At 68.1% G+C, this 26,501-nt stretch carries 28 protein-coding genes and 1 tRNA gene; 11 read left to right on the top strand and 18 right to left on the bottom strand.

The window, feature by feature from the left end; genetic code table 11:
* The first annotated feature begins 103 nt into the window (after nucleotides 1-103).
* The gene (locus LAJ19_RS06580; protein WP_225477749.1) at nucleotides 104-2,830 is read left to right on the top strand and encodes a YhgE/Pip domain-containing protein; all 2,727 of its coding nucleotides are present in this window, start codon (nucleotides 104-106) and stop codon (nucleotides 2,828-2,830) included.
* A gap of 56 nt (nucleotides 2,831-2,886) precedes the next feature.
* On the opposite strand, the gene LAJ19_RS06575 is transcribed toward LAJ19_RS06580, so the two are convergent.
* The 6 genes from LAJ19_RS06575 to LAJ19_RS06550 all read right to left on the bottom strand — a co-directional run bounded on the left by LAJ19_RS06575 (nucleotide 2,887) and on the right by LAJ19_RS06550 (nucleotide 8,124).
* The gene (locus LAJ19_RS06575; protein ID WP_225477747.1) at nucleotides 2,887-4,137 is read right to left on the bottom strand and encodes an MFS transporter; all 1,251 of its coding nucleotides are present in this window, start codon (nucleotides 4,135-4,137) and stop codon (nucleotides 2,887-2,889) included.
* Between the two features lie 37 nt (nucleotides 4,138-4,174).
* A complete protein-coding gene (locus LAJ19_RS06570; protein ID WP_225477745.1) occupies nucleotides 4,175-4,930 on the bottom strand; it encodes an RluA family pseudouridine synthase in 756 nt (251 codons plus the stop codon).
* The gene (locus LAJ19_RS06565) at nucleotides 4,927-5,517 is read right to left on the bottom strand and encodes an NADPH-dependent FMN reductase (protein ID WP_225477743.1); all 591 of its coding nucleotides are present in this window, start codon (nucleotides 5,515-5,517) and stop codon (nucleotides 4,927-4,929) included. The genes LAJ19_RS06570 and LAJ19_RS06565 overlap by 4 nt, the downstream gene beginning before the upstream one ends.
* A 15-nt stretch (nucleotides 5,518-5,532) precedes the next feature.
* Nucleotides 5,533-6,621: a M48 family metallopeptidase gene (locus LAJ19_RS06560; RefSeq protein WP_225477741.1), complete on the bottom strand. Its 1,089-nt coding sequence runs from the start codon at nucleotides 6,619-6,621 to the stop codon at nucleotides 5,533-5,535.
* The gene (locus tag LAJ19_RS06555) at nucleotides 6,621-7,766 is read right to left on the bottom strand and encodes a YjgN family protein (protein WP_225477739.1); all 1,146 of its coding nucleotides are present in this window, start codon (nucleotides 7,764-7,766) and stop codon (nucleotides 6,621-6,623) included. Before LAJ19_RS06555 ends, LAJ19_RS06560 begins: the two co-directional genes overlap by 1 nt.
* Before the next feature lie 100 nt (nucleotides 7,767-7,866).
* Nucleotides 7,867-8,124 (bottom strand): cold-shock protein, encoded by a 258-nt coding sequence (locus tag LAJ19_RS06550; protein WP_225477737.1) that lies wholly within the window; start codon nucleotides 8,122-8,124, stop codon nucleotides 7,867-7,869.
* A gap of 275 nt (nucleotides 8,125-8,399) precedes the next feature.
* Between LAJ19_RS06550 and LAJ19_RS06545 the strand changes: the two genes are divergently transcribed.
* Both LAJ19_RS06545 and LAJ19_RS06540 read left to right on the top strand, forming a co-directional pair.
* Entirely contained in the window at nucleotides 8,400-8,957 is a 558-nt protein-coding gene (locus tag LAJ19_RS06545) for a gamma carbonic anhydrase family protein (protein WP_225477736.1), read from the top strand.
* Between the two features lie 18 nt (nucleotides 8,958-8,975).
* Nucleotides 8,976-9,809 (top strand): hypothetical protein, encoded by an 834-nt coding sequence (locus LAJ19_RS06540; RefSeq protein ID WP_225477735.1) that lies wholly within the window; start codon nucleotides 8,976-8,978, stop codon nucleotides 9,807-9,809.
* Between the two features lie 52 nt (nucleotides 9,810-9,861).
* Here LAJ19_RS06540 and LAJ19_RS06535 read toward each other — a convergent pair whose 3' ends face one another.
* The 3 genes from LAJ19_RS06535 to LAJ19_RS06525 are packed head-to-tail and all read right to left on the bottom strand — an operon-like array spanning nucleotide 9,862 to nucleotide 11,706.
* Entirely contained in the window at nucleotides 9,862-10,350 is a 489-nt protein-coding gene (locus LAJ19_RS06535; protein ID WP_225477733.1) for a hypothetical protein, read from the bottom strand.
* Nucleotides 10,347-11,273, bottom strand: coding sequence for a prohibitin family protein (locus LAJ19_RS06530; protein WP_225477731.1), 927 nt, complete (start codon nucleotides 11,271-11,273; stop codon nucleotides 10,347-10,349). Before LAJ19_RS06530 ends, LAJ19_RS06535 begins: the two co-directional genes overlap by 4 nt.
* 46 nt (nucleotides 11,274-11,319) lie before the next feature.
* The gene (locus tag LAJ19_RS06525; protein WP_225477728.1) at nucleotides 11,320-11,706 is read right to left on the bottom strand and encodes a YchJ family protein; all 387 of its coding nucleotides are present in this window, start codon (nucleotides 11,704-11,706) and stop codon (nucleotides 11,320-11,322) included.
* Between the two features lie 70 nt (nucleotides 11,707-11,776).
* On the opposite strand from LAJ19_RS06525, the gene LAJ19_RS06520 reads away from it, so the two are divergent.
* The 3 genes from LAJ19_RS06520 to msrA are packed head-to-tail and all read left to right on the top strand — an operon-like array spanning nucleotide 11,777 to nucleotide 14,346.
* Entirely contained in the window at nucleotides 11,777-12,577 is an 801-nt protein-coding gene (locus LAJ19_RS06520) for a TrmH family RNA methyltransferase (RefSeq protein ID WP_225477727.1), read from the top strand.
* Nucleotides 12,574-13,743, top strand: a complete 1,170-nt coding sequence (locus LAJ19_RS06515; protein ID WP_225477724.1) for a hypothetical protein — start codon at nucleotides 12,574-12,576, stop codon at nucleotides 13,741-13,743. The genes LAJ19_RS06520 and LAJ19_RS06515 overlap by 4 nt, the downstream gene beginning before the upstream one ends.
* A 51-nt stretch (nucleotides 13,744-13,794) precedes the next feature.
* Nucleotides 13,795-14,346 (top strand): peptide-methionine (S)-S-oxide reductase MsrA, encoded by a 552-nt coding sequence (gene msrA / locus LAJ19_RS06510; RefSeq protein WP_225477722.1) that lies wholly within the window; start codon nucleotides 13,795-13,797, stop codon nucleotides 14,344-14,346.
* Nucleotides 14,347-14,418: 72 nt separating this feature from the next.
* Here the strand turns inward: msrA and icd are convergent, their stop codons facing one another.
* Nucleotides 14,419-15,675 carry an NADP-dependent isocitrate dehydrogenase gene (gene icd, locus LAJ19_RS06505; RefSeq protein ID WP_225477720.1) on the bottom strand — a complete coding sequence of 419 codons (1,257 nt, stop codon included), beginning with the start codon at nucleotides 15,673-15,675 and terminating at the stop codon, nucleotides 14,419-14,421.
* A 216-nt stretch (nucleotides 15,676-15,891) separates the two neighbouring features.
* On the opposite strand from icd, the gene LAJ19_RS06500 reads away from it, so the two are divergent.
* From LAJ19_RS06500 to LAJ19_RS06480, 5 genes are all read left to right on the top strand, one after another.
* Entirely contained in the window at nucleotides 15,892-16,125 is a 234-nt protein-coding gene (locus tag LAJ19_RS06500) for a hypothetical protein (protein ID WP_225477718.1), read from the top strand.
* Nucleotides 16,126-16,230: 105 nt separating this feature from the next.
* Complete coding sequence (locus LAJ19_RS06495; RefSeq protein ID WP_225477716.1) at nucleotides 16,231-17,172, top strand: carbohydrate ABC transporter permease; 942 nt, start codon at nucleotides 16,231-16,233, stop codon at nucleotides 17,170-17,172.
* Nucleotides 17,165-18,097 carry a carbohydrate ABC transporter permease gene (locus LAJ19_RS06490; protein WP_225477714.1) on the top strand — a complete coding sequence of 311 codons (933 nt, stop codon included), beginning with the start codon at nucleotides 17,165-17,167 and terminating at the stop codon, nucleotides 18,095-18,097. The genes LAJ19_RS06495 and LAJ19_RS06490 overlap by 8 nt, the downstream gene beginning before the upstream one ends.
* Complete coding sequence (locus tag LAJ19_RS06485; protein ID WP_225477712.1) at nucleotides 18,097-18,600, top strand: NUDIX domain-containing protein; 504 nt, start codon at nucleotides 18,097-18,099, stop codon at nucleotides 18,598-18,600. The genes LAJ19_RS06490 and LAJ19_RS06485 overlap by 1 nt, the downstream gene beginning before the upstream one ends.
* The gene (locus tag LAJ19_RS06480) at nucleotides 18,597-19,970 is read left to right on the top strand and encodes an FAD-dependent oxidoreductase (protein ID WP_225477711.1); all 1,374 of its coding nucleotides are present in this window, start codon (nucleotides 18,597-18,599) and stop codon (nucleotides 19,968-19,970) included. The genes LAJ19_RS06485 and LAJ19_RS06480 overlap by 4 nt, the downstream gene beginning before the upstream one ends.
* Nucleotides 19,971-20,165: 195 nt before the next feature.
* On the opposite strand, the gene LAJ19_RS06475 is transcribed toward LAJ19_RS06480, so the two are convergent.
* The 8 genes from LAJ19_RS06475 to LAJ19_RS06440 form a co-directional block, all read right to left on the bottom strand.
* Nucleotides 20,166-20,525 carry a hypothetical protein gene (locus tag LAJ19_RS06475; RefSeq protein WP_225477709.1) on the bottom strand — a complete coding sequence of 120 codons (360 nt, stop codon included), beginning with the start codon at nucleotides 20,523-20,525 and terminating at the stop codon, nucleotides 20,166-20,168.
* Nucleotides 20,526-20,839: 314 nt separating this feature from the next.
* Nucleotides 20,840-21,079 (bottom strand): DUF7669 domain-containing protein, encoded by a 240-nt coding sequence (locus tag LAJ19_RS06470; RefSeq protein WP_225477707.1) that lies wholly within the window; start codon nucleotides 21,077-21,079, stop codon nucleotides 20,840-20,842.
* Nucleotides 21,080-23,163: 2,084 nt separating this feature from the next.
* Nucleotides 23,164-23,245 (bottom strand) — tRNA-Leu (locus LAJ19_RS06465).
* Nucleotides 23,246-23,287: 42 nt separating this feature from the next.
* A complete protein-coding gene (gene purD, locus LAJ19_RS06460) occupies nucleotides 23,288-24,535 on the bottom strand; it encodes a phosphoribosylamine--glycine ligase (protein ID WP_225477705.1) in 1,248 nt (415 codons plus the stop codon).
* Nucleotides 24,535-25,446: an MBL fold metallo-hydrolase gene (locus LAJ19_RS06455; RefSeq protein WP_225477704.1), complete on the bottom strand. Its 912-nt coding sequence runs from the start codon at nucleotides 25,444-25,446 to the stop codon at nucleotides 24,535-24,537. Before LAJ19_RS06455 ends, purD begins: the two co-directional genes overlap by 1 nt.
* Complete coding sequence (locus tag LAJ19_RS06450) at nucleotides 25,443-25,616, bottom strand: hypothetical protein (RefSeq protein WP_225477703.1); 174 nt, start codon at nucleotides 25,614-25,616, stop codon at nucleotides 25,443-25,445. The genes LAJ19_RS06455 and LAJ19_RS06450 overlap by 4 nt, the downstream gene beginning before the upstream one ends.
* Before the next feature lie 59 nt (nucleotides 25,617-25,675).
* Nucleotides 25,676-26,020, bottom strand: a complete 345-nt coding sequence (locus LAJ19_RS06445) for an RNHCP domain-containing protein (RefSeq protein WP_225477702.1) — start codon at nucleotides 26,018-26,020, stop codon at nucleotides 25,676-25,678.
* Nucleotides 26,017-26,460, bottom strand: coding sequence for a prominin family protein (locus LAJ19_RS06440; protein WP_225477700.1), 444 nt, complete (start codon nucleotides 26,458-26,460; stop codon nucleotides 26,017-26,019). Before LAJ19_RS06440 ends, LAJ19_RS06445 begins: the two co-directional genes overlap by 4 nt.
* Between the last annotated feature and the right edge of the window lie 41 nt (nucleotides 26,461-26,501).

The following is a 26,501-nucleotide window of genomic DNA, read 5'->3' as shown; positions in this document are numbered from 1 at the left end:
CTAGCATACTGCTGACAAACTGTCATTTGACAAAGTGTCGGTAATGAGGCAGGCTGGGCCCAAACCGCCACTCCAGCGGCCCATTCCCCACCCAGAGGTCCCCATGACAGAGCCCAGCCCCCGCACATCGTCCCTGCGCGACAGCTACCGCCTGCTCTCCCCCGCAGAGCGCAGTCTGTGGCGCCACCCCATCATGTGGGCCGCTGCCACCGCCTTCCTGTTTATCCCCATCATCTACGTCAGCGTCTACCTCATGAGCGTCTGGGACCCAACCGGCACCCTCGACCGGCTGCCCGCCGCACTCGTCAACCTCGACCGCGGCGCCGTCTCCCACGGCAGAACCGTGAACGTCGGCCACGACCTGGTCGTGGAACTCCAGAACGACCCACCCGTTCACCTCATCCGCTACCCCACGGAAGCCGCCGCGCAGGCCGCCGTGCGCCGCGGCGAGGTGTACTTCGCCCTGACCATCCCGGCAGATTTCAGCCGTAACGCCGTGGCAGGCAGCAGCAACCAGCACGGCCTCCTGCACCTGTACCGCGCGCCCGGCCTGAACTCCTACGCCAGCACCGTCGCCGACCGCGTGGCCACCACCACCGCCACCTCCCTGAACACCCGCCTGAGCGAAAACCGCTGGGACACCGTGCAGACCAGCCTCAAAGACCTCCAGCAGGGCTTCGCTGAGATCCGCACCGCCACGGACCAGCTTGCCAGCGGCGCCCAGAACCTCACCGCCGGCACCCGCAGACTCAACGAGGGCGCCGGCGGCCTCACCCTGGGCGCCCGTACCCTCCAGACCAGCTCCGGTAGACTCGCGGCGGGCGCCGGCACCCTCAGCCGCGGCGTCACCCGCCTGACCGGCGGCGTCACCGCGCTGTCCGGGGGGCTGCGCCAGCTGGAACGGGCGGCCCCCGGTGAGCAGGCCCTTGTGCCGCTGCGCCGCGGCGCGGCGCAGCTCACGACCGGTGCCAGGGACCTCAGCGGCGGCCTCGCCCGGCTCGCCCAGGGGAGCGATCAGCTGTCTGCCGGCGCCACAGAACTCGCCGGCGGCGCCACTCAGGTCAACACCGGCACCACGCAGCTTGCCCGGCAACTGCCGGGTCTGGCCCGCGGCCTGGAAGACCTCAGCAGCGGCGCCCGCCAGCTCGCCACCGGCGCCGGCACCCTGCGCAGCGGAGTTACTCAGGGCCTTGCGCCTGTCGCGCAGGGCGCCACCCAGCTTCAGGCGGGCGCACATGCCCTCGGTACCGGCATGGAACAGGTCCGCAGCGGCGCGCAGAACGCCGCGAACGGAGCCGCGCAGCTCGCTGCCGGGCTGCCGGAACTCACGCAGAGCCTGGGGCAGCTGCAGGGGGGCGCCCGGACCCTCGGCGGCGGCGCGGCTCAGCTGGCCGGCGCGCTGAACGGCACACCCACCCAGAACAGCGCGCAGAGCCTCCAGGCCGGCGCACAGTCCCTGACTGCCGGCCTCGGCCAGGCCCACGCCGCGGCGCAGAACGCGGGGAGCGGCGCCCGACAGCTGGCCACGCAGCTGCCCGCCCTGAACACTGGCCTCAAGAACCTGCAGGCGGGGGCCGCGGCCTTAGATGACGGCGCGCGGCAGCTTGCCGGAGGCGTCCAGCAGGGTCTGGCCCCCCTCCAGACCGGCGCCACGCAGCTTCAGGCCGGCGCCCAGACGCTCGCCCAGGGTGCCCGGCAGGCCCGGACCGGCGCACAGAAAGCCGCTTCAGGGGCCGCGCAGCTGGCGCAGGGCACTGCCCAGGTTCAGACAGGCGCCCAGACGCTCGTCCGGGGCGCCCGCTCCCTCGCCGCCCATACCCGCCAGGCGTCGGCCGGGGCCGCGCACGTTGCCCGCGGCGCCAGCACCCTGCAGGGCGGCGTGAACCGTCTCGCCGACGGCAACGTGAAGATCAGGGCCGCGCTGACGCAGATCACCCGCACACTCCCCAGCCAGACGAGTCTGACCACCCTCAGCACCGGCAGCCAGACCCTGGCCGGCAGCGCCCGGCAGCTTGCGGGAGGCGCCGGCCAGCTCGCTGACGGCGCGGCAGCGCTACAGGACGGCACCGCCGACGTTCTCGGCGGCGCGCAGGATCTCACGGACGGCCTGAAGGCCTTGCGTGACCGCATTCCCACCAGCATCGAGCAGCTCGGCGGCGACCCCACCGGGCTTGCCGAGAGCGTGCAGGTCCGCACCCAGACTTTCGCGAACGTGCCCAACAACGGCAACGCCTTCGCGCCGTACTTCATCGCCCTGGCCCTGTGGGTGGGCGCCACCATGACCACATTCATCTTCCCGTACCTGCTGCTGCCTGAAAGCGGCCGTGACACCCCGCAGGTCGCGCGCGTGCTGCGCAAACTCACCCATCCGCTGCTGATCGTGCTGGGGCAGGCCGTGATCGTCGTGACCGGCGCCCATTTGATGGGGGTGCAGTTCGCCCGCCCCGTCCAGGTGCTGCTGACCACTGTGGCGGGCAGCGTCACGTTCCTGCTGGTCATCCTGGCGCTGAACCTGCTGCTCGGCCCGGCCGGGCGAGTTCTGGCACTGGTGCTGCTGATCGTGCAGCTCGCGGCAAGTGGCGGCAGCTACCCCGTGGAACTCAGCAGCCCGGTCTTCCAGGCCATTCATACGGCCATCCCGGTCACAGACGTGATCAATGCCCTGCGGCACGCCATGTTCGGGGCTTTTGAGGGTCAGTACTGGACGTTCATGGGCCACCTGGGGGTGGTCGCCCTGCTCAGCCTGACCGCCGCGCTGCTCAGCCGCCGCCGCTGGGTGTTCATCCCCGATGACCGCTTCCGCTCCCCGATCATCACCGACGTCGGTTAAAGCCCGTTACAGCCCGGCGCCCCCACCACCGGGTGGGGGCGCCGGCCGTTCAGTTCTCAGGCGGCACTGACCTGGGGCCGCCTTTCCGGCACGTTGCGGATCAGGACCACGCCCAGCATGAAACACAGCGCCGCAATGCCGAAGACCAGCGTGTACCCCAGGTTGCCGCCCTGCGCATTTCCCCAGTCGAGCAGCGCCCCCTGCGGCGCACTGCTCATCTGGGGCGCCACGAAGGCCACGTGCCAGATGCCCATGTCCCGCGCGTAACTGCTCTGGCTGGGCATCGCGTCGCTGCCCAGCGCCCAGTCCACGCTCGTGAATGCCCCGAACCCCAGGCCGAACGCCGCGGCCAGCGCCAGCGCCGGTCCGAAACCCGGCGCGATCAGCAGCAGCAGCGCTGCGGCCGCCATCACGCTGCCCGCCACGTAGATCACGGGCTTGCGGCCCACCCGGTCACTCACGCGTCCGCCCACGCTGGCCGACACGATGCTGCCCACGATGATGCACAGCAGCATCACGCTGGTGCTGGTCTCCGGGTCCGCCTGGCGCAGCACGTCCTTGTTGTAGTACTGCAAGAAGGGCTGCACCGAATACTGCCCCAACGAGAACAGCACCCGGGTGACGAACACCCACAGAAACGGCTGGTGCGCGAACAGCGCCCGCCAGCTCAGGGTAGGGGCGTGCAGGTCGCGTGCGATCACCGTGTCCGGCACGCCCCGCAGCGTCACGATGGCGGGCACCACCAGGAACCCTGCGATCAGCGCGAACAACACCAGCGGGGGCAGGTGGAGCGCCCCGACCGCAAAGGCGCTCACGGCGCCCAGCAGCTGCCCCAGCGCCTGAAGCATGGCCATCACGCCGCTGTAGCGCCCGCGCTGTTCCGGGCGCACCAGTTCCGGAATCAGCGCGGAGTACGGGGCCGTGGCAAAGTTGTTCCCGAACTGCACCAGCAGGAATCCCAGCACGTACACCCAGAAACCGGTCATGCCGCCCAGCGTCGCCACGGCCAGCGCCATGACTGCCACCCCCGCGAGATTCACGATCAGGCCTTCGCGCAGGTACAGCAGGCGTTTGCCGGTCCGGTCGCTGTGGGCCCCCACCAGCGGCGGCAGGACCAGGGCCAGCACCGCTCCGATGCCCGTGAGAAGCCCCAGGAACGTGCCCTTGTGGGTAGTTCCGACGAAGGTCACCACGTTCTGCGGCATCAGGATCAGCAGCAGCACCAGCCAGTGAAACGCGGAACCGAACCAGAAGGCGGACAGCACCCAGGGGTTCACCCGCGGGCGCGCAGGAGCAGGAACAGTCATGTGCGGCGAGTATACGTGCCGCTTCCCGGCGCGCGCCTCAGCATGTGGGGTCCGGCAGCCCCTCCCAGTAGGCCCGCAGGTCCGCGGCAAGCGGCACCTCCGCGACCATCTGCGCGCCGGCCCAGGGAAACGCGACGCGCGCGGCATGCAGCGCCTGGCGCGCCAGGCCCAGCCGCGCCGTGAGTTCCGGCGTCTGACCGGTCTCCATGAAGCTCAGGAACACGCCCGGGTCCCGCCCGTAGATTTTGTCTCCCACCATGGGCAGCCCCAGATGCGCGAGGTGCGCGCGGATCTGGTGCAGCCGCCCGGAGCGGGGGTACGCCTCAACCAGGGCGTGACCTGCGCGGCGGTCCAGCACCCGGAAGTCCGTGACCGCGGGACGACCGTCCGGCACGACGCCCTGCCGGATGGCAATCCGGTTCGCGCCGCCCAGCCCGACGTCACCGAGCGGCGCGTCCAGCGTGAAGCGATCCCACCCGGGCGTTCCGTGCACCACGGCCACGTACGTCTTGCCCACAAGGTGCGTCTTGAACAGGGTAAAGAACCGCTGCGCCGCCTCCCGGTCCCGGGTGAGGATCTGCGCGCCGCTCGTTTCCCGGTCCAGCCGGTGTGGCGGCGCCAGGTCGGCTTCACCCGTTTCGCCCCGCATGAACGTGAGCAGGTCCGGCACGTCCACCCGCGCCCTCACCGGGTGCGTGAGCCACAGGGCGGGCTTGTGCACCACGTAAAAGTCCGGGTGTTCCACAATCACGCGCGGCTTCTCGGCAGGCCGCGCCAGCGGCGCGCGGGTCACAGTTCCCACACGCTGTGGTAGTCGCGGCCACGCAGGCGCGTCGACAGGTCCACGCCCCGGTCCACCGTGCGGGCCAGGCGGGCCGTGAGCCATTTCCCCGGCACGCCCGGCGCGTCCCAGTGCGCGGAGGTGGCGTACACGAAGTGGGGGTTCACCACGCAGCGGAAATCCACCATCAACCCGAACGCGAACGCCCCGTGACTCAGGTAGCCGTGATCCAGCCCGCCCGACACCAGGAACGTGACCGGGCGGTCGAACCACGCGCCGTGCAGCCCCCGCTCCGCGTCGCTGCTGCCCGTGAGTTCCACCAGTGCCTTGACGCCGGAACCCAGACCCCAGTTGTAGACGGGGACCCCGAGAAAAACCCCATCAGCCTCGCGGACCGCACGGTGATACGACTCCGCGTTCGGGTGCGCGTAGCAGCCCCCGGGCCCCTGGTCGTTATCGAACGGAGGCAGTGGCGTGCGGCGCAGGTCGAGGTGGGTGACCTCGTGCCCCTGGGCGCTGAGCTGAGCTGCCGTCAGGTCACACAGCCACGCGCTGCGGCTGTCTGCGTCAAGACTGGTGGACAGAACCGTGAACTTCATCCTCTGAGGGTAGCGTCACGGGGCGCCGCGCGCCGCGCTCTCCAGCGCCCTGAGCGACGCAATCCGCTGCGCCGTGACCGGATGCGACCGGAACACGTCCAGCCACGAGCCCAGCCCACGGTCCTCAGCCTTCTCGCGCGCGTCGGCTTCGAGGCGCGCGAGGATGGCCTGGAGCGGCCGGGTGGTGCCGAACGCCTCCATCATGAACCGCGCGGAGTCCTCATCCGACTCGCTTTCGGCCGCGCGGGAGTACCCGCCCTTCAGGATCGCTGCAGGCACCGCCGCCGCAAAGGTACTCGAACTCACGAGGTCTCCCGTCAGCAGGGTGGTCACCAGCCCCAGGCCCAGTCCCTGGTAGACCGCGGCCAGTCCGTGCCGCCGCGTGACGTGCCCCGTCTCGTGGGCCAGCACGCCCAGCAGTTCCCGGTCACTGCGGGCCAGCCGCACGAGTTGATCAGTCATGACAATGGTGCCGTTCGGCAGGGCGAACGCATTCGCGCCCAGCTCCAGGTCTCCGCCCACCTCTCCGTCACGCAGCAGCAGCCGGTACGGGTAACTGCCGCCTGCCCAGCTGCGCACGCGCCCGAACGACCGTTGAAGTTGAGCCTGCCGCGCCGCGGGCAGGCCACTCGGCCCGATCAGCTTCTGGGTTTCCAGAAACTCCAGGGTCTCCCGGTCAAAGGCCGCCAGGACGGTGCGCGGCGTGACCCGCGCCGCCTGCGTCGCCAGCGCGGGGATCCCCCACACGATGAAGCCTCCCAGCAGCCCGAACGCCACCGCGACCGCCGTCAGGGCGCTGCCCCAGTGGGCTTCCAGCCACGCCACCCCCCGCAGCGCGCGGTTGCGGCCTGCGGCGCGCTCCCACGCCCGCAGGTCCGCGGTCTGCGCTGACTCGAACCGCCCGCCGTCCGGGAACTTCACCACGCGGCGCACCCCCGGAACCGGCGGGTCCACGGTCAGGGCCGAGACCGGCCACCGCTGGTCCTCCCCGGGCCCGTCCAGGCTCAGCAGGGCGTCAGTGCCGCCCAGAGTCAGTTGCGCGGGCTGGTCGCGGCTGCTCTGCCCGTCGAAGTACACGCCGCGCAGCGCCGCCTCGGGAATCATCAGAAGCCCACCTGAATATCGAGCAGTTCCGTGGCCGCCTCGCCAACGGCGGTGCCGGGCGGCTGCGCCTGCCCGCGGAAATGATCGAGGTCCGTGATGGTCCGCACGTGCAGCCCCTCCAGCACGAAGCGGGCGCGCCGCACAGCTGCCCAGGGGGTCGCCAGGCCCAGCGTCAGCATCTGCGCGAGGCTGTTCGTGACGCTCAGCCACACCAGCCCCCACGGACTGAAGGTCGCGCCCGTCCTCACCACGCCCCCCAGCTCCGCCTGGTTCAGCACGTACTTCATGGTCGCGCCGCGCACGTACTGCCACGCCACCACGTACAACAGCAGGAACGAGACGTACGCGACCCCCACGAACGTGAGGATGGTGCCCGGGGACAGGCGGTCCCACACGTCCCCCGACTGGTTCAGGTCACCGCTCACGACGGCCACGACGCCCGCCAGCAGGCCCCCCAGCAGCACCGCCGCGAGCCCGCCCCCCACAGTCAGGCCAAGGCCGGTCAGGCCGACCATGTAGAACGGCGCCACGTCCCCCCGGAAGGCCGCGCGCGCCTGCCCGAAGCCCACCCCGTTCACCTGGTAGCGGCGCTGCATGAACCACGCCCACGGCAGCGCAAACCCGATCACGGACGAGGCGACATTCGCCGCGCCGTACGCCACATACGAGTTGCGCACCGTACCGTGGAACGAGAAGTTCAGACCCCGGTGGAAGGTATTGGCCGCCTGAAACCGCATGGACTTCCACACCAGCCACGGGTACACCGCCACGTAGATCAGAATGATCGGCACGACCAGCCACCACCGCTCCGTCTGACTCCCGAAGGCATACAGCGCGAACAGTGTGCCCACCAGCAGGTACCCGCGCAGCAGCGCCGCCGGGTTGGCGCGGTACTCGAAGTTCTGCCCGGCCAGCCACGTGTGCCCGTAGAAGTACTGGCGGGTCCGCACCCGCGCCCACGGCAGGTACAGCCCGAGCGTCACGAGGGTCAGGGCCACGTTCACGATCCACAAGCGGAAGTACTCGCCGGCGGCGCCGGTAAACTGCATGTCATGCCGCTCCACGGGCCCCGGCACGGCCTCGGGCGGAGTGGCCGGCGCCTGGGGGCGGCCGTATTCGCGGTGGGAAAGAGCGGCGTCAGTCATGGGGTCATGGTAGGACGGGCGGAGTTGTGGCGATGCCCCACCTGCGCGGCTGCACCACAAAGGGCGGGCGCCGCGGCGCCCGCCCGGGACAGGGTAATGCCTACCAGCGGCTGCTGCGGCTGTCGCCCCCGCCCATGGCGACGGGAGCGGCGTGGGTCACCACGACGTTCCTGGCCTGGGGCCCCTTGCTGCCCTGGCCGGCCTCGACCTCAAACTCGACTTCATCGCCCTCGTTCAGCTTGCGGAACCCACCACTCTGAATGGCGCTGTAGTGCACAAACACGTCCGGGTTGCCGGGGTGCTCGATGAATCCGTAGCCTTTCTCGACGTTGAACCACTTCACACGACCTTGAGCCATAACTCTCCTTGCATCCCATGGGTGTGGCAGCCGGATCCGAGCCCTCTGGACCGGACCCATCTGGTGGCGCAACACGATGAGACTCGAGGATTATCGCACGTTTCACATAAGCCGGACGTCAAAGATGAGCGCTGCCTGCCCGCCGGATGGAGTGCGGGCCGCGCCACCTGACACGCCGTGCTACCCTGACCGCAATTCATTGCTTGCCGCGCTGCGCCGTCCACGCCGCCCCATACAGGGGGCCGGGAGGCCAGCGTGAGCCCCCGGAGGAAGTCATGCCGCGCTACGCCCTGGAAGGGCACAGGCCCCAGATTCACCCCACCGCCTTCATCGCCCCGAGCGCCGAGATCATCGGGCAGGTGACCGTCGCGCCGCAGGCCAGCGTCTGGTTCGGTGCGGTGCTGCGCGGCGACCTGGAACCCATCACCATCGGCCCGGGCAGCAACGTGCAGGACGGCGCGGTGCTGCACACCGACGCCGGCTGGCCCTGCGTGCTGATGGACCACGTGACCGTCGGCCACCGCGCCATCGTGCACGGGGCGACCTGCGGTCCCGGCAGCCTGGTCGGCATGGGGGCCGTGATGCTCAGCGGGTCCAGTCTGGGGGCCGGCGCGGTCCTGGGGGCCGGCGCGGTCCTGCCTGAAGGAGCGCATGTCCCGGACGGCATGCTCGCGGTGGGCGTTCCGGCACGCGTGGTGCGGCCTGCGCCCAGTGGGGGTAATGCTCAGCGGTACGTGCACAACGCCACGCGGTTCCGTGAACACCTGCGCGAACTCCTCCCCGACGAGATCCGGCCCGGCGCTGAGGTCCTGAGCGGCGAATGCGCGTCCTGACCCGGCCCGGAGGAGCGAATGACTGAACCCAGCGGCACCCCCCGCCACGACCCGGCGCCCCCACCGGCCGACGAACCGGACCTCGCGGACATGGTGCAGGACCTGCACCCCATGTTCCCCGGCGCCGCGCCGTTCCTGGCGCGTTTCCTGCCGCAGGCGGAAGCCACCCACATCGGCCTGAGCCACCAGTTCTGCGACCTGCACGCCTTCCTGAAGTACCTTCACGAGCAGACCTGGTACGGGTACCTGCACGCCTCGCTCGGTGAGCAGCACGCCTACGTCCTGCTGTTCGAAGGCCGGACTGTAACCGCCGCCGCTGCGAGCGCCACCGGCGAGCAGGCGCTGGGGGAACTGCTGCACCTTTACGAGCAGGGGGCCGTTCTGAATGCGCATCCCCTTGCCCCGGGACTCGCGCACATTCTGAGCGGCATCGGGTCACGCGCCTGGAAATTCAACCTCACCGAGGACTTCACCGGACTGCACGCCCGCCCCACCGGCGCGATCTTCTACGAGCGCGGTGAGATCACGGCCACCATGAATGCCACCCTGCCTTATGAGGGCGCGTTCCCGGCGCCCCTGCGCCCACAGACTCTGATTCTTCCGCGCAGCCTCGCCGGTTGGGCCCACCATCACTACACGCTGACGCTCCGCGGGCGGGACGCCATGAATGCCATTACCAGCATTCACCAGGCGTTCCGTGCGCAGCACGGCCCGGCCGGACTGGCCTTCATGCGCGCCTTGGGCGAGGACCTGACGCCCGCCGAGTACGCCCTGCGCAGCGACGTGGCCCTGCATGACCTGGAACCCATGCTGCAGGGCTTCCTGGGCAGCGGCTTCGTCCGGGAGCACTGACCCCGGCCACCTGCTGACCGCTGTCGGCGGCAGCCGGAAGGGGCCTGCGGTCCTAGTCCCGCTTGGGGTGGCCGAGCCGAAGTTCGTCTGCGCCGAAGCGTTCACGCAGGAACCGCCCCTGCGTCAGCAGGCGGTCTGCAGCGGCGTGATCGTGACGCAGGACCTCGCGCAGACCGCCTTCCATCAGGGTCAGCTGCTCCCCGAGGAGCGCCTCGGCCGGTTGACCCTGGCGTTCCAGGAGGGCGCGTGAGGCAGGGGTGAGGCTCAGGTACGCCTCCACGGTATCTGGCAGGTAGGCGTCCCGCGTCTGGGTCAGGAGCCAGCTGCTGCGCGGGTCCAGCCCGGGCTGCTGCAGCGCGTCGTGCACCTGACACATCAGCGCCCAGGCGCGCGCACGCGCCGGTTCCGGCAGGCGCAGCACCGTGCTTTCAGGCGTCTGTGCCGGAGCCACGGGGGGGGGCTGGGCCGGGGCCGCTGGCCGGGCGCGCAGCGCCGCCACGATCAGCGCCACGGCAATCAGGAGCAGCAGGCCGGTGATCACGGTGTGCTGCTGCCTGCCTTCCCAGTCAGGTTCGCCACGTCCAGCAGAAAGTTGCCGTCACTGGGCAGCATGACCGTCTGAATGCCGGGCGCGAGTTTTTCAGCGACAGTCAGCTGAATCAGCTGCGGGTTCTCACGCAGGGCCCGGCCGCGCAGCGACAGCGCCTGCGCCTCCCCGCGCGCCTTGGCCACCGCGGCCTTCGCGGCCCCCTCCGCCTCCACCACCTGCCGCTGCGCGGAGATGTCCGCCTGCTGGAGACGGTTGCGCTCCACGGCCACCTGCTGCTCGGCCGTCTGCTTCTGCTCGATGGCCTTGGCGACGCTCTCCGGGATGCGCAGCTCCCGGAGCAGCACGCCGTCGAGGGTGAGGTTGTTCTGCTCGAACACCTCTCGCAGCGCCCTGGTGATGCTGGCCTCCACCTGCTGCCGCTGCGTGCTGATAATGTCCGCCGCGCTGAACTGCCCGATCGCGTCCCGGACCTTGCTGCGCACCTGGGGCCGGATCACGGTCCGCACGTAGTCCCGCCCGAGCTCCTTGTGCAGCACGGCCGCCTTGCTGCGGTCCACCCGGAACTGAACGGTCACGTCCGCCGTGATCTCCAGACCCTCCTTGCTGCGCGCGCGGATGGCCCCCTCGTCGCCGTCCTGCACCTTGTCCGCCAGCGTCACCTCCTGCAGCTTGGCGTCGTACAGGGTCAGGTGATCCACGAACGGCGTCAGGAAGTGCACGCCCTCCTGCATGGGCTGACTTTTGACGCCGGACAGGGCACTGAAGGTCACGCCCACGTAGCCGGCCGGAATCACCTTGACGCTCTGCGCGACGAGCAGCGCCGCGATGAGGACGCTGCCCGCGATCAGTCCGGCGCGGCGGCCCGGAGCCTTGAGGGTCAGAGGTCGGGGCGGACGCGTCTGCTGCTCGGTCATGCCACTCCTACGGGCTCCATACTGATCGGGTTCCCACCGCGCGGGCTCACGCGTCCGGCGTCTCGCCGTCCAGGTACACCCAGGCGCCGTCCACCTGCACGAACCGGCTCCGTTCGCGCAGCACGTATTTCTGTCCGTCCGGAAGTTTCAGCTGGGCTGTGAAACTCACCCAGTCGTCGCCGCTGCTGTCCACGCGCAGCCCCACGTACCGGGTGCCGTCGCGCAGGTCGAGCGTTCCGGGGCGAGTGTGGACGTGCCAGGTGCGCTGCACGTACTCGGCGTCCCCCAGCGCGTACGCCGCGTACCGGGATCTCATCAGCGCCTCGGGCGTGGCGGCCGCCTGCTGCCCGGCGTGCAGCGGACCGCAGCAGTGGCCGTAACTGCGGCCCGTCCCGCACGGGCAGGACTTGAAGGTGGGATACGCCACGGGCATGCGCGCAGGCTAAAGCATTTCGGGCTCACGCGCACCGGCAGGCTGCGGGGGGTGGCTCATAATGCAGGCAATGAGTGCCCCTGAAGTTATTACCTCCCTGCAGAACGCGCACGTCAAGCGGCTGGTGCGGCTGCGCAGCCGCCGCGACCGCGAGCAGGAGGGCGTCATCGTGATCGAAGGTGCCCGCGAGATCGCCCGCGCCGTGAGCAGCGGCGTGTCGCTGAGCGCCGTGTACAGCGCCCCGGACCTGCACAGCGCCGAGGCGGCCGGCCTGGCCCCCACCCTTCAGGCGCCCGGCGCGCTGCTCAGCCGCGCCGCTTTCGGGAAGGTGAGCGGCCGTGAGAACCCCGACGGGCTGATCGCGCTGGCGCCCACCCCACGCGTCACGCTGCCCGAACCCGGCCCGCAGGCGGTCACGGTGCTGCTGCACGGCCTGGAGAAACCCGGCAATGTCGGCGCGATCCTGCGCAGCGCGGACGCTGCCGGCGCCGACAGCGTGATCGTGCTGGGCCGCGGCGCGGACCCGTACGGCCCGAACGTGATCCGCGCCTCGCAGGGCAGCGTGTTCACCCTGCCGGTCGCCGTGATGACTGAGCACGACGCTCAGGCCTGGCTGGCCGCGCGGCAGTTCACCACCTTCGCCTGCACGCCGGACGCACCCCGGGCGTACTGGGACGCACCCCTCACCGGGCGGGTGGCCCTGCTGCTGGGCACCGAGCACGAAGGGCTGCCCGCCCAGTGGCGCCAGACGGACCACAGCGTGAGCATCCCCATGAACGCTTCCCGCGGCGCGGACTCCCTGAATGTGGCCACGGCCGCCGCCCTGATGCTGTTCGAATGTGCCCGCCAGCGCCGCCGGCGGAGCGCATGACCCGCCCCAGCAGCGACCCGTACCGCGACTGGCTGCGCGCCCGCCTCAGCACCGAGCTGGGCGTGCGGGAAGCGGAGCTTGCCATTCAGAGTGCCGTGCAGCGTCGCGGCTGGACTGCCATCCGCGCCCTGGGGCCGCGGGACGTGGTGGCGGTCCTTCAGGACATCTACGCGCAGATGCACGATGAGTACGGTCACGCCCGCGCCGACCGCTGGCTTGAAGGGACCACCCTCGACCTCGCCAAATTCGCCGAGGCTGTGCCTGTGCCTGCGCAGCCCACCGAGGGACCCATTGCGCCCGCGCCCACACCGCTGCGCTGGGGCCGCCGCGCCCATGACCTCCCGCTGCTGTTGTCCCGCTCGCACGCCGAGATTGCCGGGCGCAGCCTGAGCGCCATCCGCGTCAACCCGGACCTGCGCAGCCTGGAACGCGCCGCCGAGTGGGACGTGCAGGCTACGCAGGCCGAGGTGCGCCGCTGGGAGACCGAGGAGATGCTCAGCCGCCTGCGCGCGGACCACGCCCGCGTGGAGGTCGCTGATCAGGTGGCCGCCGCCGCCGCCCAGGCTGAACTGCTGGAACTCAACGTCACGGAACTCGAAGGCGCCCTGCGGGCCCGCGAACCCGTGGGGCCGCGCCTGGCCCACACCCGCCTGATGGCCGCGCAGACCCGCGCCTTCCTGGACGCCTTCACGCCCCTGATTGACCTGACCCTCGCAGACACCCCCCTGACCGCGCCGGAGGTGGACCTCGCCCACGCCCGCTTCGCGCTTGGCGTGCCGCTGCACCCCAGCGTGCTGCGCGCCCGACAGACCCTGAACTACACGCAGTGGCAGTCCGGGGAGGACAGCCCGGCCGTGATGCACGCCCAGCACGCCGTGCACCTCGCCGAGGAGGAGGCGCGCGCCCAGTTGGACACCACGCTGCGCGCCGCGCGCACCCACCAGGCGGCCCTTCGGGAACTGCGCATGCAGATCGGGGACCTGGAACGCCGCGCCGCCCGCCTCACCCAGCTTGGGGGCGACCCACTGAGTCGCGCCCGCCTCCAGCTGGAATGGCGTCAGGCCCGCACCGCTGCGCGCGTGCAGGCACACCGGCTGGAGGAATCCGTCCGACTGCTTGAAGCGCTGGTCAGTGAGAACGGCGAACCGGAACTCCCCTTGGCCTGACCGGAACGCAACACACCTTCCGGCCGCCCCCGGCAGCGGAGAATACCCGGCATGACAACCAGTTCGACAGGTGCGCAGCAGGCCATTCTTGCCGGCGGATGCTTCTGGTGCACCGAGGCGGTCCTGAAGGACGTGCGCGGCGTGCAGAAGATCGAGAGCGGGTACATCGGCGGGCATACCCCCACCCCCGACTACCGCAGCGTGTGCAGCGGCACCACCGGGCACGCCGAAGCGGTCCGCGTGACCTTCGACCCGGCCCAGGTGTCCTACACGGACCTGCTGGGCCTGTTTTTCGCCACGCACGACCCCACGAGCCTGAACCGGCAGGGGGCCGACGTGGGCACCCAGTACCGCAGCGCCGTATTTCCGCTGACGCCTGAACAGGAGGCGCAGACGCGCGAGGTCATTGAGGACCTGACCCGGCAGGACGTGTTCGGGCAGCCGATCGTGACCACCATCGAGCCCGCCAGCGAGTTCCACGTGGCCGAGGACTACCACCAGAACTACTACGAGAACAACCCCCGACAGCCCTACTGCGTGGCCGTGATTGCCCCGAAGGTCACGAAACTGCGGCAGTACTACGCTGACCGCCTGCGCGCCTGAATTCAGCGCTGCACCCCACAACACAGAGGAGGGGCGCTCCGGTGCGGGGCGCCCCTCCTCTATGTTCAGTCCTCAGGCCTTGCGGGCCTGCATGTTCTCAATAATCCGGTTGCCGAACTCGCTGGTCTTCACTTCGGTGGCGCCTTCCATGTTGCGGGCGAAGTCGTACGTGACGACCTTCTGCTGGATGGTGTCGTCCAGGCCGCGCAGGATCAGGTCGGCCGCTTCGGTCCAGCCCATGTAGCGCAGCATCATCTCGCCGCTCAGAATCACGGAGCTGGGGTTGATGACGTCCTTGCCGGCGTACTTGGGCGCCGTGCCGTGGGTCGCCTCGAAAATCGCGTGACCCGTCACGTAGTTGATGTTCGCGCCGGGCGCAATGCCGATCCCGCCGACCTGCGCGGCAAGCGCGTCGCTGATGTAGTCGCCGTTCAGGTTCAGGGTGGCGATCACGTCGTAGTCCGTGGGGCGCAGCAGGATCTGCTGCAGGAAGTTATCCGCGATGACGTCCTTGATGACGATTCCGCCCGGCAGCTGCAGCCAGGGGCCCCCGTCGAGTTCCACGCCGCCGAACTCGCGTTTGGCGAGCTCATAGCCCCAGTCGCGGAAGCCGCCCTCCGTGAACTTCATGATGTTGCCCTTGTGCACCAGCGCGACGCTCTTGCGGCCGTTGTCGATGGCGAACTGGATGGCGGCGCGCACCAGGCGCTCGGTCCCTTCGCGGGACACAGGTTTGATGCCGAACGAGCTGCTGTCGGGGAAGCGGATTTTCTTGACGCCCATCTCGCGCATCAGGAAGCCGCGCACCTTATCGGCCTCGTCCGTGCCGGCCTTGTACTCGATGCCGGCGTAGATGTCCTCGGTGTTCTCCCGGAAGATCACCATGTCCACGTCCTGCGGGCGCTTGACGGGGCTGGGCACGCCGTTGAAGTACTGCACGGGACGCACGCAGGCGTACAGGTCCAGTTCCTGACGGAGCGCCACGTTGATGCTGCGGATGCCGGTGCCGACCGGGGTGGTCAGCGGGCCCTTGATGCCGAACAGGTACTCGTTGAAGGCATTGACGGTGCTCTGGGGCAGCCACTCGTTCTCGCCGTACACCTCAAGGCTCTTCTCGCCGGCGTAGACTTCCATCCACTCGATCTTCCGCTCGCCGCCGTACGCGATGTCCACGGCCGCGTCGAGAACGCGCACGCTGGCACGCCAGATGTCCGGGCCCGTTCCGTCGCCTTCCACGAAGGGAATCACGGGGTGGTTCGGCACGTTCAGCTTGCCGTCTTGCATCGTGATCTTCTCGCCCTGCGCGGGCACCTTGATGTGCTTATCCATGACGGGGTCCACTGTACTCCACCCGGCGAGGGCGCGAGTTGGTGTACCTGTTACCCGAAGGGTTTATACGCAGTTCAGCGCAGCCCCGCGCCAACGTGAAGATTTCCGGCAGGGACACTCCGGACCACCTCAAGGTCCGTCTTACCCAACCGGATGAGCCCGGCGGGATGCTGGAGGTACCCACGCCGGGAATTCAGATTCAGGAGGACCGCACCGATGAGCGACAAGAGCACCATGCAGAACATGGCCGACGCCGCAGCAGCCAAGGTCAACGAGGCCGCCGACCGCGCCCGCGAGGCGGGTCACAACGCCGCGCACGCCGTGACCGGCGACGCCCACCACAAGGCCGAAGCGCTCGAAGACCGCGCGAAAGCCGAACTTCACAACCGCGAAGCCCAGGTCGAGTACCGCGAGGGTCAACACGAAGCCCGCGACGGTGACGGTCACTGAGTCCAGGGCTTCACGCCAGTCATGTCCAGACGGTCCAGACCAGCCCCCATCACCGGGGGCTGATTTTTCACGCCAGCCCGCGTCAGTGCCGCTACACTGCCGGACATGACAGCAAAACGGCGGCGCGTGTCGCGCCGTGAACAACACCGCCGCGGCGGCACCGGCGCCTCCGTCACGGTCCGCAACACGCTGATCGCCTACGCGTTCATGCTGCCCTTCCTGGTCCTGCTCGTCGTGTACCACACGTGGCCCGTGGTGTTCGGCACGTACCTGGCGTTCACGGAATACAACATCATCAGCCCGCCCAAATGGGTGGGCCTCGCGAACTTCCGCGAACTCTTCGCCGACGAGCAGTTCTGGTCCGGGCTGCGCAACAGCCTGAAGTACGTGCTGGTCGTCCCCGTGATCCAGGTGATCTCCATCCTGGTCGCGCTCCTCGTCAACCGCCCCCTGAAAGGCATCGGGTTCTTCCGCACGGCGTACTACGTGCCGGTCGTGACCAGCTTCGCCGTGGTTGGCCTCATCTGGTCGTGGCTGTACAAGCAGGGCGGCGCCGTGAACAGCCTCCTGATGGCCCTCGGCCTGATGCACGGGGATCACAGCCTGCTGGACTCTCCCGCCACCGCGCTGTTCGCCGTCATGTTCGTCACCCTCTGGAAGGGCATCGGGTACTACATGGTGCTGTACCTCGCCGGCCTGCAGGGCATCAGCCCGGAACTGGAGGAAGCCGCCGTGATCGACGGCGCCACCCGCGCGCAGGTGTTCTGGAACATCACGCTGCCGGGCCTGCGCCCCACCATCCTGGTGTGCAGCCTGCTGTCCACCATCAGCGCCGTGAAGGTGTTCGAGGAGCTGTACGTCATGACGCCCAACGGCTACCCCGCCGGCAGCACGTACTCCGCGCTGATGTACTCGTTCTCCAAAGCTTTCGGCGGGGACTTCAACTTCGGACTGGCCGCCGCCGCGAGCATGGTCGTCGCGGTGGTCAGCATCCTGTTCGGCCTGCTGAACTTCCGCCTGACCCGGGGAGGGCGCACCGATGCCTGAGACCTCCCTCCCCCAGGAAGTGCTGCAGCGTGACCGTCACGCGCAGGTGGCCGCCCGCCTGAAGGTCGCGCGCCGGCGCCGCCAGGGCCTGCGCAACCTCGTGGCGTACGCCGTACTGACCGTCATCGCACTGATCATGCTCTACCCCTTCTACTGGACGCTCATCACGTCCCTGGAACCCACCGGGAACATCTACGAGGTGAAACTCCTGCCGCGCAGCTTCAGCCTGCGCAACTACGCTGAGATGTTCAGCGGCACCACCGTCCCCTTCTGGCGCCTGATCATGAACTCCGTCGTGATCTGCGCGCTGGGCGTCACCCTCACCACCACGCTCGCCACGCTCGCCGCGTACCCGCTGGCCAAAATGCGCTTCCCGGGCCGGGACCTGATCTTCTACGCCATCCTGATCCTGATGGTGCTGCCGAACGAGGCAGGACTGATCGTCAACTACATCACCACCATCAAACTGGGCCTGCTCCAGCAGACCAGCCCAGCCGCAGACATGATCCGCCAGTACCTCGCCGTGGTGCTGCCCGGCGCGGCCAGCATCGTCGGGCTGTTTCTACTAAGGCAGGCGTACCTGGGCGTTCCGCTGGAACTGATCGAGGCCGCCCGGATCGACGGCGCACCGGAACTCACCATCTGGCGCCGCATCATGCTGCCTCTCGCCCTGCCCACCATCGCAGCGTTCGCCATTCTGGAATTCGTGGCGTACTGGAACTCGTTTCTGTGGGCCCGCATCATGCTGCCCGACAAGAACATGCTGCCCCTCTCCGCAGGGCTGCTGGAACTGTCCGGCACGTTCAGCACCAACTCCCGCGCCGTGATGGCCGGCGCCGTCATCACCATCATCCCCATTCTCGTGGTGTTCCTGATGGGCCAGAAGTACTTCATGAAAGGCCTGGAAGGTGCGGTGAAGGGCTGATGTTCACCCGCCGCCCTGCCTTCTACGTGAACGCCCGCGCGATCATCGAACGTTCTGGCCCGCACGGCCGGGAGGTGCTGCTCCAGGTGCGCGCCAAGCCCGGCGAACCCCGAACCCTCGAGTTCCCCGGCGGACAACTCGACCCGTTTGAACCCATCACCGCCGCCCTGAAACGCGAGGTGAACGAGGAGACCGGCCTGACCATCACCGCGTTTCTCGACGACCTGAACCTCACCCACTCCACAGTGCCAGGCGGGGACGTCGAGTGCCTGACCCCCTCCTTCGTGTACCAGACCACCCGCGGCCCCGTGGACAGCGTCGGCTTCTTCTTCCGCGTGGAAGCCACCGGGACGCTCACCCGCCACGGCGACCACGCCGAAGCCCACCAGTGGGTGGCGCTGACGGCGCTCCGCAGGCAAGTGGATACGCACCCCGCCCACTTCAACTGGCTGACCCTCGCCGCCCTCAGGCACCTGTTCACGTCTCCCTGGAGGGCCACGTGACCCTCACCGTCCGGTCCGTCGAACGGGAATGGGACGTCCTGGTCGCGGGCGGCGGGACCGCCGGCGCCATCGCCGGCATCGCCGCCGCCCGCACCGGTGCGCGCGTCCTGATCGTCGAAGCGCAGGGCAGCCTCGGCGGCACCGGCACGAACGCCTGGGTCACGCCGCTCATGCGCAACGTCTCCGCCGGGCAGAACCTCAACCGCGGCCTCACCGACGAACTCAAGGCACGGCTCCGGCAACGCGGCGACGGCGCGGTCGACGCGAACGGCAACGACAACTGGTTCAACCCCGAAGGGCTGAAATTCGTGCTGGACGACCTGCTGCTCGGCGCTGGCGGCGAAGCGCTGTTTCACACGCACGTCGTGCAGCCCGAGGTGACCGGCGGGCACATCACCAGCCTGATCGTGCACAACAAGGGCGGCCTGCAACGCCTGCACGCCCGCACGTTCATCGATGCCACCGGGGACGCAGACGTCGCCGCGCTCGCCGGCGCCCCCACGGCCGGTGGGGACGCGGACGGCCTCCACCAGGCCATGAGCCTGCGCTTCACGCTTGCCGGCGTGAACACCGCCCGCCTGCGCGACTACCTCGGCGCCCAGGGCCAGCGGCAGGACAGCGAGAACTTCCTGCATTTCTGGATGGTGTGGGACCGCCGCAGCACACTGGAACCCCTCTTCCGCCGCGCCGTTCAGGAGGGCGTGCTGCTTGAGCGCGACGGCGACTACTTCCAGGCCTTCAGCGTACCCGGCCGCCCGGGCGAACTGAGTTTCAACTGCCCCCGCATCCGCGCCGACCTGCACGACGGCACCGACCCCTGGCACCTCAGCGCCGCTCAACTCGACGGCCGGCAGGCCATCACGCGCCTGACCAGCTTCTGCCGGACCTACCTTCCCGGCTGCGAGGACGCCGTGGTCGGCGTGGTGGCCCCCATGGTGGGGGTACGCGAAACGCGCCGGATCACCGGCGACTACGTCCTCACACTCACGGACATCCTCGACTGCGCCCGCTTTGAGGACAGCATCTGCCGCAACCACTACCCGGTGGACATTCACAGCGTCAAAGGTGGAGCCCGGCTCCTGCACGAACGCGACGGCACCGCCCCCTACTTCGCGCCCGACGCGTACCATGACATCCCCTACCGCTGCCTGATCCCCCAGCGGATCACGAACCTGCTGGTTCCCGGCCGCGCCGCCAGCAGCACCTTCGAAGCGCAGTCCAGCATCCGCGTGCAGCAGAACTGCCACACCATGGGTGAAGCGGCCGGCATCGCGGCCGCCTGGGCCGCCCGCGATCACGGCGGCACCGTCCGGTCCGTGGATGTAGGCGCCCTGCAGTGCGAGATGCGCGCCCGCGGCGCGAACCTCTAACGGCCACCTGGGTAAGCCCGCCCCCGTTAACGCCCCCCCCACAGCATGGGCACACCAGCAGCACCCACTTCAGACAGGTCCGAACGCCCCGCGGACCGGTCAGGGAACCCGAACCCTACAGAGTCTTGCTCAATGCTCAGTCGGCGCGGCCGCATCCACTCCCGGGCCGCGGTGGTATCCCAGCAGGCTTGCTCATCAGCTGCTGTCCAGGGTTGTCCGGGTTGCAGGAGACGTGGAGATCTCCCCGGCGGTGGTGAGCAGACTGCCCAGGCCGCTGGCGACCCGGCGGCATCGCCTGGTGAGCACTTGACCGCAGACCTTCAGGGTGATGTCCGCATGAACCAGGCGCTCGGCGAGCATGCGGACATCCATGCCGCTGGTGATGGCCAGGAAGGCACACCTTAGCCCCGGGTTGTGGAACCGAACAGGGGAGACGTCGCAACTGTCACGCAGGGCAGGCCAATGACCGTCGATCCGCCAGAACATCAGCGGTTCCCCGTTCAGACCGGGGGAGATCAAGTCATGGTCCTGCCAGGCCTCAGCGCCGCCCAGCACCGCGGCGCTCCAGCTCAAGACGTTCTTTCAACCCATAAAAGCTTGACGACTACAGCCTTGAGAGGGTGACGTCCAGGGACGCGCCGTCAATGGCTGGGACACCACCCGGAGCACTGAGGAAGGCCAGGAAACCAGGGCGCAGGATGCACGGCCCATGAACCCCCAGCGCCGGTCGTGAATACCGAGCCCGGTTGAGCCCGGCTTCCAAAAGCAGCGGGCAAAAACCTGACACTTTCCACCGACGATAAAGGGTCCACATGTTGATAGAGATGGTCTCGCAACTCACGCTTTCGCGAGCATCGCCGGGCTCGCCTTCACGGCAGCAACCGGTAGCGACCTCGCGCGACACGCTCCAGGTCCTTATACTTCCCGGCCCGCGCACCCGTCGCATTCGCGCACATCTCCATGTTCACGTGACGCCGGATGACCGTATCCAGGTGGAGGGTGCCCTTCTGCCGCATGGCCGACACAATGTCCTGAACCGAAAACGTTCCGTCTGCATGCTGCGGGGTCAGAATGCGGGCAGCCGCCAGGACTTCTTCTCGGCACGTCATACGTTCATTGTGAGCCACTCTCAGAACCCTGTTGCCGCACATAGGGACACGTCTCGACCACCCTAAAGAGGCGCCGGCTTTACATAACCGGAGTTCCTCACGTCACTCCAAGTCTTCAATGGGCGGCAAGCTGGCTTGCTGAACGTTCTGGTACTAGAAATGGTCCCGCAAGGAGGCTCGGGCACGTTGCCAGCGGAGGACAATCTGAAGGTGTTCACAGCCGTGCGAGGCAAACTTCAATCCGCAGCAGGCCACGGACCAGCGGAGCTGATATCAATGGGTTCCTGAACGATCTTGCTCAGGTCAACCGCGGGTGGTCGCCGTCAGACCCCCGAGTGATCTCGCCAGACACAGCTGTTTTGTTCATCATTTCTGGGACGGCACCGGCCCGGCGATTTCGCGAGCCCTTCGCTTGTATACAGTTCATCGAGCATGGGGTTTTTCCTGATGCGGAAAGCTCTCATTCTTTCCTTGCGGCGCGGGAACTGCATCCCGTCAGGGCCAAAGAAGTCTCGATCTGTAACCAGCGCTGTCCAGCGGTCCGCTGGGCAGCCCTTTCCAGTCCCGCCGGTATTGAAGATCCCTCGTCGCTGTAGGCTCAGCATGCCCAACGACATGAGCCCCACGAACGCCCCAGCCGTCTGGGCATTTCATGGATCAACTGCCGTGCGACAGCATAATCTCGTCCCGAAGTCGCACAGCCTCCTGATGGGACATGCCACACTCCACCAGGTAGCTCTCCACAGCCGCACCTGCTGAAGAAATCGATTCTTCTTTCGTGCTGATCGCAGAGAACATCATGATATAGAGCCGAAACAGGTGATCGGCTGTTGCCATTGCGACTCGGTTTGCGTCCATTCCTTACCCTACCCCGGGTGTGCTCCAGGTCTGCCCAAATTAGTGTCCGCGCATTACGACGATCGAACGTAGTGCCCCTGAGACAATCCAGGCCGTCAGGTTAGGACACTCTTTAGCGAGACTGTCTCAAATAAAACGTGAAAAGTTTCCACCTCAAGAGTTGGTGAAAAATGATTCCTAAACAAAAATATCTGAAATCCAGCCGTTCTTATCGTAAGAACGTAGGGATGAGTCAAGAGGACCAAGACACAGGAGTATTTATTTCTCCCGAAAAAATCCACTCACCCGTTATCCAGGACTACAATTCGTAGGCGCAAAACATATCCTGCTTTCCTCATTGTAGTAGACTGCTTTACCCTTTTAAGCATTGCAGCTGCTTCGAGTCTTTAGAGGGAGAAGAAGCCTGAGATAGGACGATCAGAAAAAACTCTGAGACCCCCAATACGCCTGCATTTCTCTGATAGAACGGGTGCGTGGTGACTCACCGCACTTAACCGTGTACTTCTGCTGGGACGTGGTATGAAAGTGGGTGCTGTTGAGCGAGCCAGGCGTCCTGACCGCGTTTCCATGTCACGTTCTCTCCGGTGAATGTTGGCACGGCACGCTGGGCAGCGCCTGCATCTGCATAGGGCCCCAGTCGACGAATCAGGCTATTGGTCTTGAGGTCTGTTACGGTCACATACACCAGCGGTGTTGACATGAAGACAAGATAAAACAGGCGTCATGGACACGTGCATGCTGCCCCGCTGGGGGTACCCGGCATAAACACTCGCCTCACGCGTGTTCCGGCACGACAATGAAGCATCACTCCATCTTAAGGAAGGGCGGCTACAGCTCGCTGACACGCCAAAAGACACTTTTCCAGCGTCTTTGGGGCTGAGACGCGCCTTGAGATCCTATGTTGGCGCGTGAGAATTCAGCACAGGGCTGGCTGCAGACCGGCCGTCTGATCAGCCTTGGTGAAGCACTACTTCTTGGACTCTGCACACGTCACCTGGATCACTCGGCTACGGCAAGGTTTAACTGAGAGGCTACGTCACCCGGCTCAGGCAGCATCTAGAGCAGGGTGGGAGTCGTACCCGGACGAAGGCAACCACGAAGGGGAGAGGTCACTTCCATACTCACGCTGCGCCCCTGGGAAGCCAGTCGCGGGAAGGCAGCGGGCCAGGTCAGGCATCCAGTATGGACAAAAAGGACCAGCTCCGTCTAAACGGAACTGGTCGAGGTGGTGCCGGTGAGGGGACTCGAACCCCTACGGTTTCCCGCTCGATTTTGAGTCGAGTGCGTCTACCATTCCGCCACACCGGCGCGGGGGTGCGGAGCGAATGGTAGCGCCTGCGGGTACCGCGGTCAAACGGGGTCGGGTACCGCGCCGATCCTCGCGCCGATGTCACGCCGGAGCTGTGCGCCGGGGAAGTCGGTGCGTTCTGCCAGTGCGTACGCGCGGCCCAGCGCGGCGTTCAGCGTGGACGCCACGGCGGTGATGGCCAGCACGCGGCCGCCGCTGCTGACGAGGCCCGCGTGGCTGCCGGTGGTGCCTGCGTGGTAGATCACCTCGTCCGGTCCTGGTTCGGGGAGGCTCAGAGGAATGCCCTTCTGGGGTTCAGCGGGGTAGCCGGGCGCTGCGAGGATGATCGTGGCACTGGCGGCGGTGCGGAACTGAACGTCTGTGGGGTTCAGGGTGCCGCGGGCGGCGTCCAGGGCGTGCTGGGCAAGATCACTGTCGAGCAGAGGCAGCACCGCCTCGGCTTCCGGGTCGCCGAAGCGGGCGTTGAACTCCACGACTTTCGGGCCGTTGGGGGTGAGCATGAGGCCGGCGTACAGCACACCCTGGAACGGGTGGCCGTCTGCGCGCATGCCGCGCAGGGTAGGTTCGATGATGGTCTGGCGGATGGTGCTGAGCTGCTCGTCGCTGAGCGGGAAGGGGCAGATGACGCCCATGCCGCCGGTCATGGGGCCTGTGTCGCCCTCGTTGATGGTCTTGTGGTCCTGGCTGGGGGGGGTCAGGGCGTAGCGTTCTCCGTCTGTCAGGGCCAGCACGGTGACTTCATGACCGGTCATGAAGTCCTCGATGACGGCCTGCGCGCCGTCCTGCGTGAAGATATCGAGCAGCGCGGCCTCGGCGTCCTGGGTGGTGTGGGCGATGGTGACGCCTTTTCCGGCTTTCAGGCCGGCGTCCTTGACCACGATGGGTGGCGTGAGCCGCTGCACGTGGGTGCGCGCGTCGTCCATTCTGCTGAATGTGTGGTGCGCGGCTGTGGGAATGCCGTGGCGGTGCATGAATGCTTTGCTCCAGGCCTTGTCGCCTTCCAGGCGGCTGGCGGCGCGGGTGGGTCCGAACGCCGGAATGCCGAGGACCGCGCACTCGTCCACGACTCCGGCGGCCAGGTACGCTTCGGGACCCACGATGACCACGTCTGCGCTTTCCTGCTGGGCCAGCCGGGCGAGACTTGCCGCGTCCTGTGCAGACGGAATGATGCGCGCGATCTGCGCGATGCCGGGGTTGCCGGGCGTGCACAGCACCTCATGGCCTGCCCGGGCGCAGGCGTGTACGATGGCGTGCTCGCGGCCGCCGCCGCCAATCACGAGAACCCGCATCAGCGCTGTTCTCCGCGGGCCGCTTCGCGCCGCCAGTAGCGGATGAGGCCCTGAACGCTCATCCAGGGGGGGCAGGCGAACTCGTAGCGGGCGGGCAGGTCGGGGTGTTCAGCGTGCAGGTCGCGCATGAGGTCTCCAGTGAAGGCGGCGGTCAGGGCCTCCGGGTCTTGTCCGGCGTCCAGGCCGGTGAGGATACGTTGCGCGTCGACGGTCATGGTGGTTCTCAGGCCCGCCCAGTGCGCGGGGGTGTTGGGGTACGCGCCGAAGTGCGTGAGGTGGAGCGTGCGGGCGGGGAGCTGTTCCAGGCGGTCCAGGCTGTCCCGCCACGCGCTCAGGTTGATGTCGGGCGGGGGGGTGGGGGCGCGGGGGGTCTGGTCGGCGTCCAGGCGGATGCCGCCCACGTCCCCCAGGAAGAGGTCGTCCCCGGCGTGGTAGGACACGTGATGCACCGCGTGTCCGGGTGTGTAGTGCACCTGCACGTCCCGGTTGCCCAGGCGGAGTGTCTCGCCGCCGCTCAGGGGGAGGAGGCGGTCCGGGGCGACGGGCGTCATGGCGCCCCACAGGCGGTCCATCTGATCTCCGTAGATCTGGGTGGCGCTCGCCACGAGCCGTTCCGGGCGGGTGAGGTGGGCGGCGCCGCGCTCGTGCACGTAGGCGCGGGCGGCCGGTACCTGCGTGAGGAGCGTGCCGGCCGCGCCCGCATGATCGAAGTGGATGTGCGTCAGCAGCACGTGCCGGACGTCTGCGAGCCCAGCGCCGAGGGCGTTGAGCCCGGCCTTGAGGGTGGCCAGGGTGCTGCCCGGTCCGGGATCCACGACGGCCAGTCCGTCTCCGGTGTCGAACACACTCACGGCGATCACGCCGGGCGTTCCCTGGAAGTTCAGGTCCAGGGTGTGCACGCCGGCGCTCACGCTTTCCCGGCCAGGCGGGCACCCAGCAGCAGCAGCGCCGCGGCGTACTGCACGAAGGCCACCATGCGGATGGCCTGCACGTTTCCGGCGGCGCGCAGCGGTCCGAACGTCAAGGCCAGAATGAGGGTCGCGCTGAGCAGAATGAAACCAAACAGAAGCCACAAAGCCATACCCGGCAGGATACCGTGCTGCCTCTTCCGGTCCGGGCGGGCCGTCCAACCTCGGGTGGTCAGTCCCGCCGGCGGGCGCTGAGGGCGACCAGGGCGTTCCAGTCGTCGGGCTGGTCCGGGTCGTCCAGCGCGGCGCGGTTACGGCCCGTGAACCCGCAGCGCTGGCAGCGGTGCACGATCACCCAGCCCTTCTTGCCGCTCTGGTCGACCTCCACGGGTTCCATCAGGCCGTGACAGTCGCAGGCCCGGTCGCCGGGCAGCACGTCCACGTGCTTGCTGTGCAGGCACACCGGGCAGTGGTTGCGAACCGAGCCGTTACGCAGCGGCTGCACTGGCGCGCCGCAGTGTCCACACGTGAACGCGTTGTTCGTGCCCTGCACCGTGAAGCGCCGCTCGCCGCTCACGGCTGTCTCCGGCCGCCGTGGCGCCCGCTGCGCTGCGCCCAGCGGGCATCCAGGAACGCGCGGATGCCGGGTGTGCCCACAAGGGCCGTGCACAGCAGCAGGTACCCGACGCCCGCGGCACTGACCAGCCAGCCGCGCCAGGACGCGCTGCCGGCCAGCATGCCCACCACGAACACCAGCAGGCCGGCCAGCATTCCGAAACTGATGGTCAGGCGCCACGCCCAGATGCTGCCGCGCCACACCATGTGCAGCAGGAACGCCGTGCCGCAGGCATACACGAGCTGCCGCGCCGTGCCGGTCATCTGCCCCTGCACCAGACCCGCAAGGGACGGCAGGACGGTCAGCATGAACAGGGTGCACAGAACAGCCAGGGTCGGCACGCGGCCGGATTCGGCCAGGGCAGGATCAGGGCGGTGGGCGGGCGCAGTCACGCTCCGCATTCCAGCACACCGGCGCGCCGCACACGAGGACGCCCGTCACG

The organism is Deinococcus taeanensis (genome assembly GCF_020229735.1).
In the GTDB taxonomy this organism is placed as follows: Bacteria; Deinococcota; Deinococci; order Deinococcales; family Deinococcaceae; genus Deinococcus; species Deinococcus taeanensis.
The sequence above is the reverse complement of the archived record's forward strand: the minus strand, read 5'-3'. Positions and strand labels throughout refer to the sequence as shown.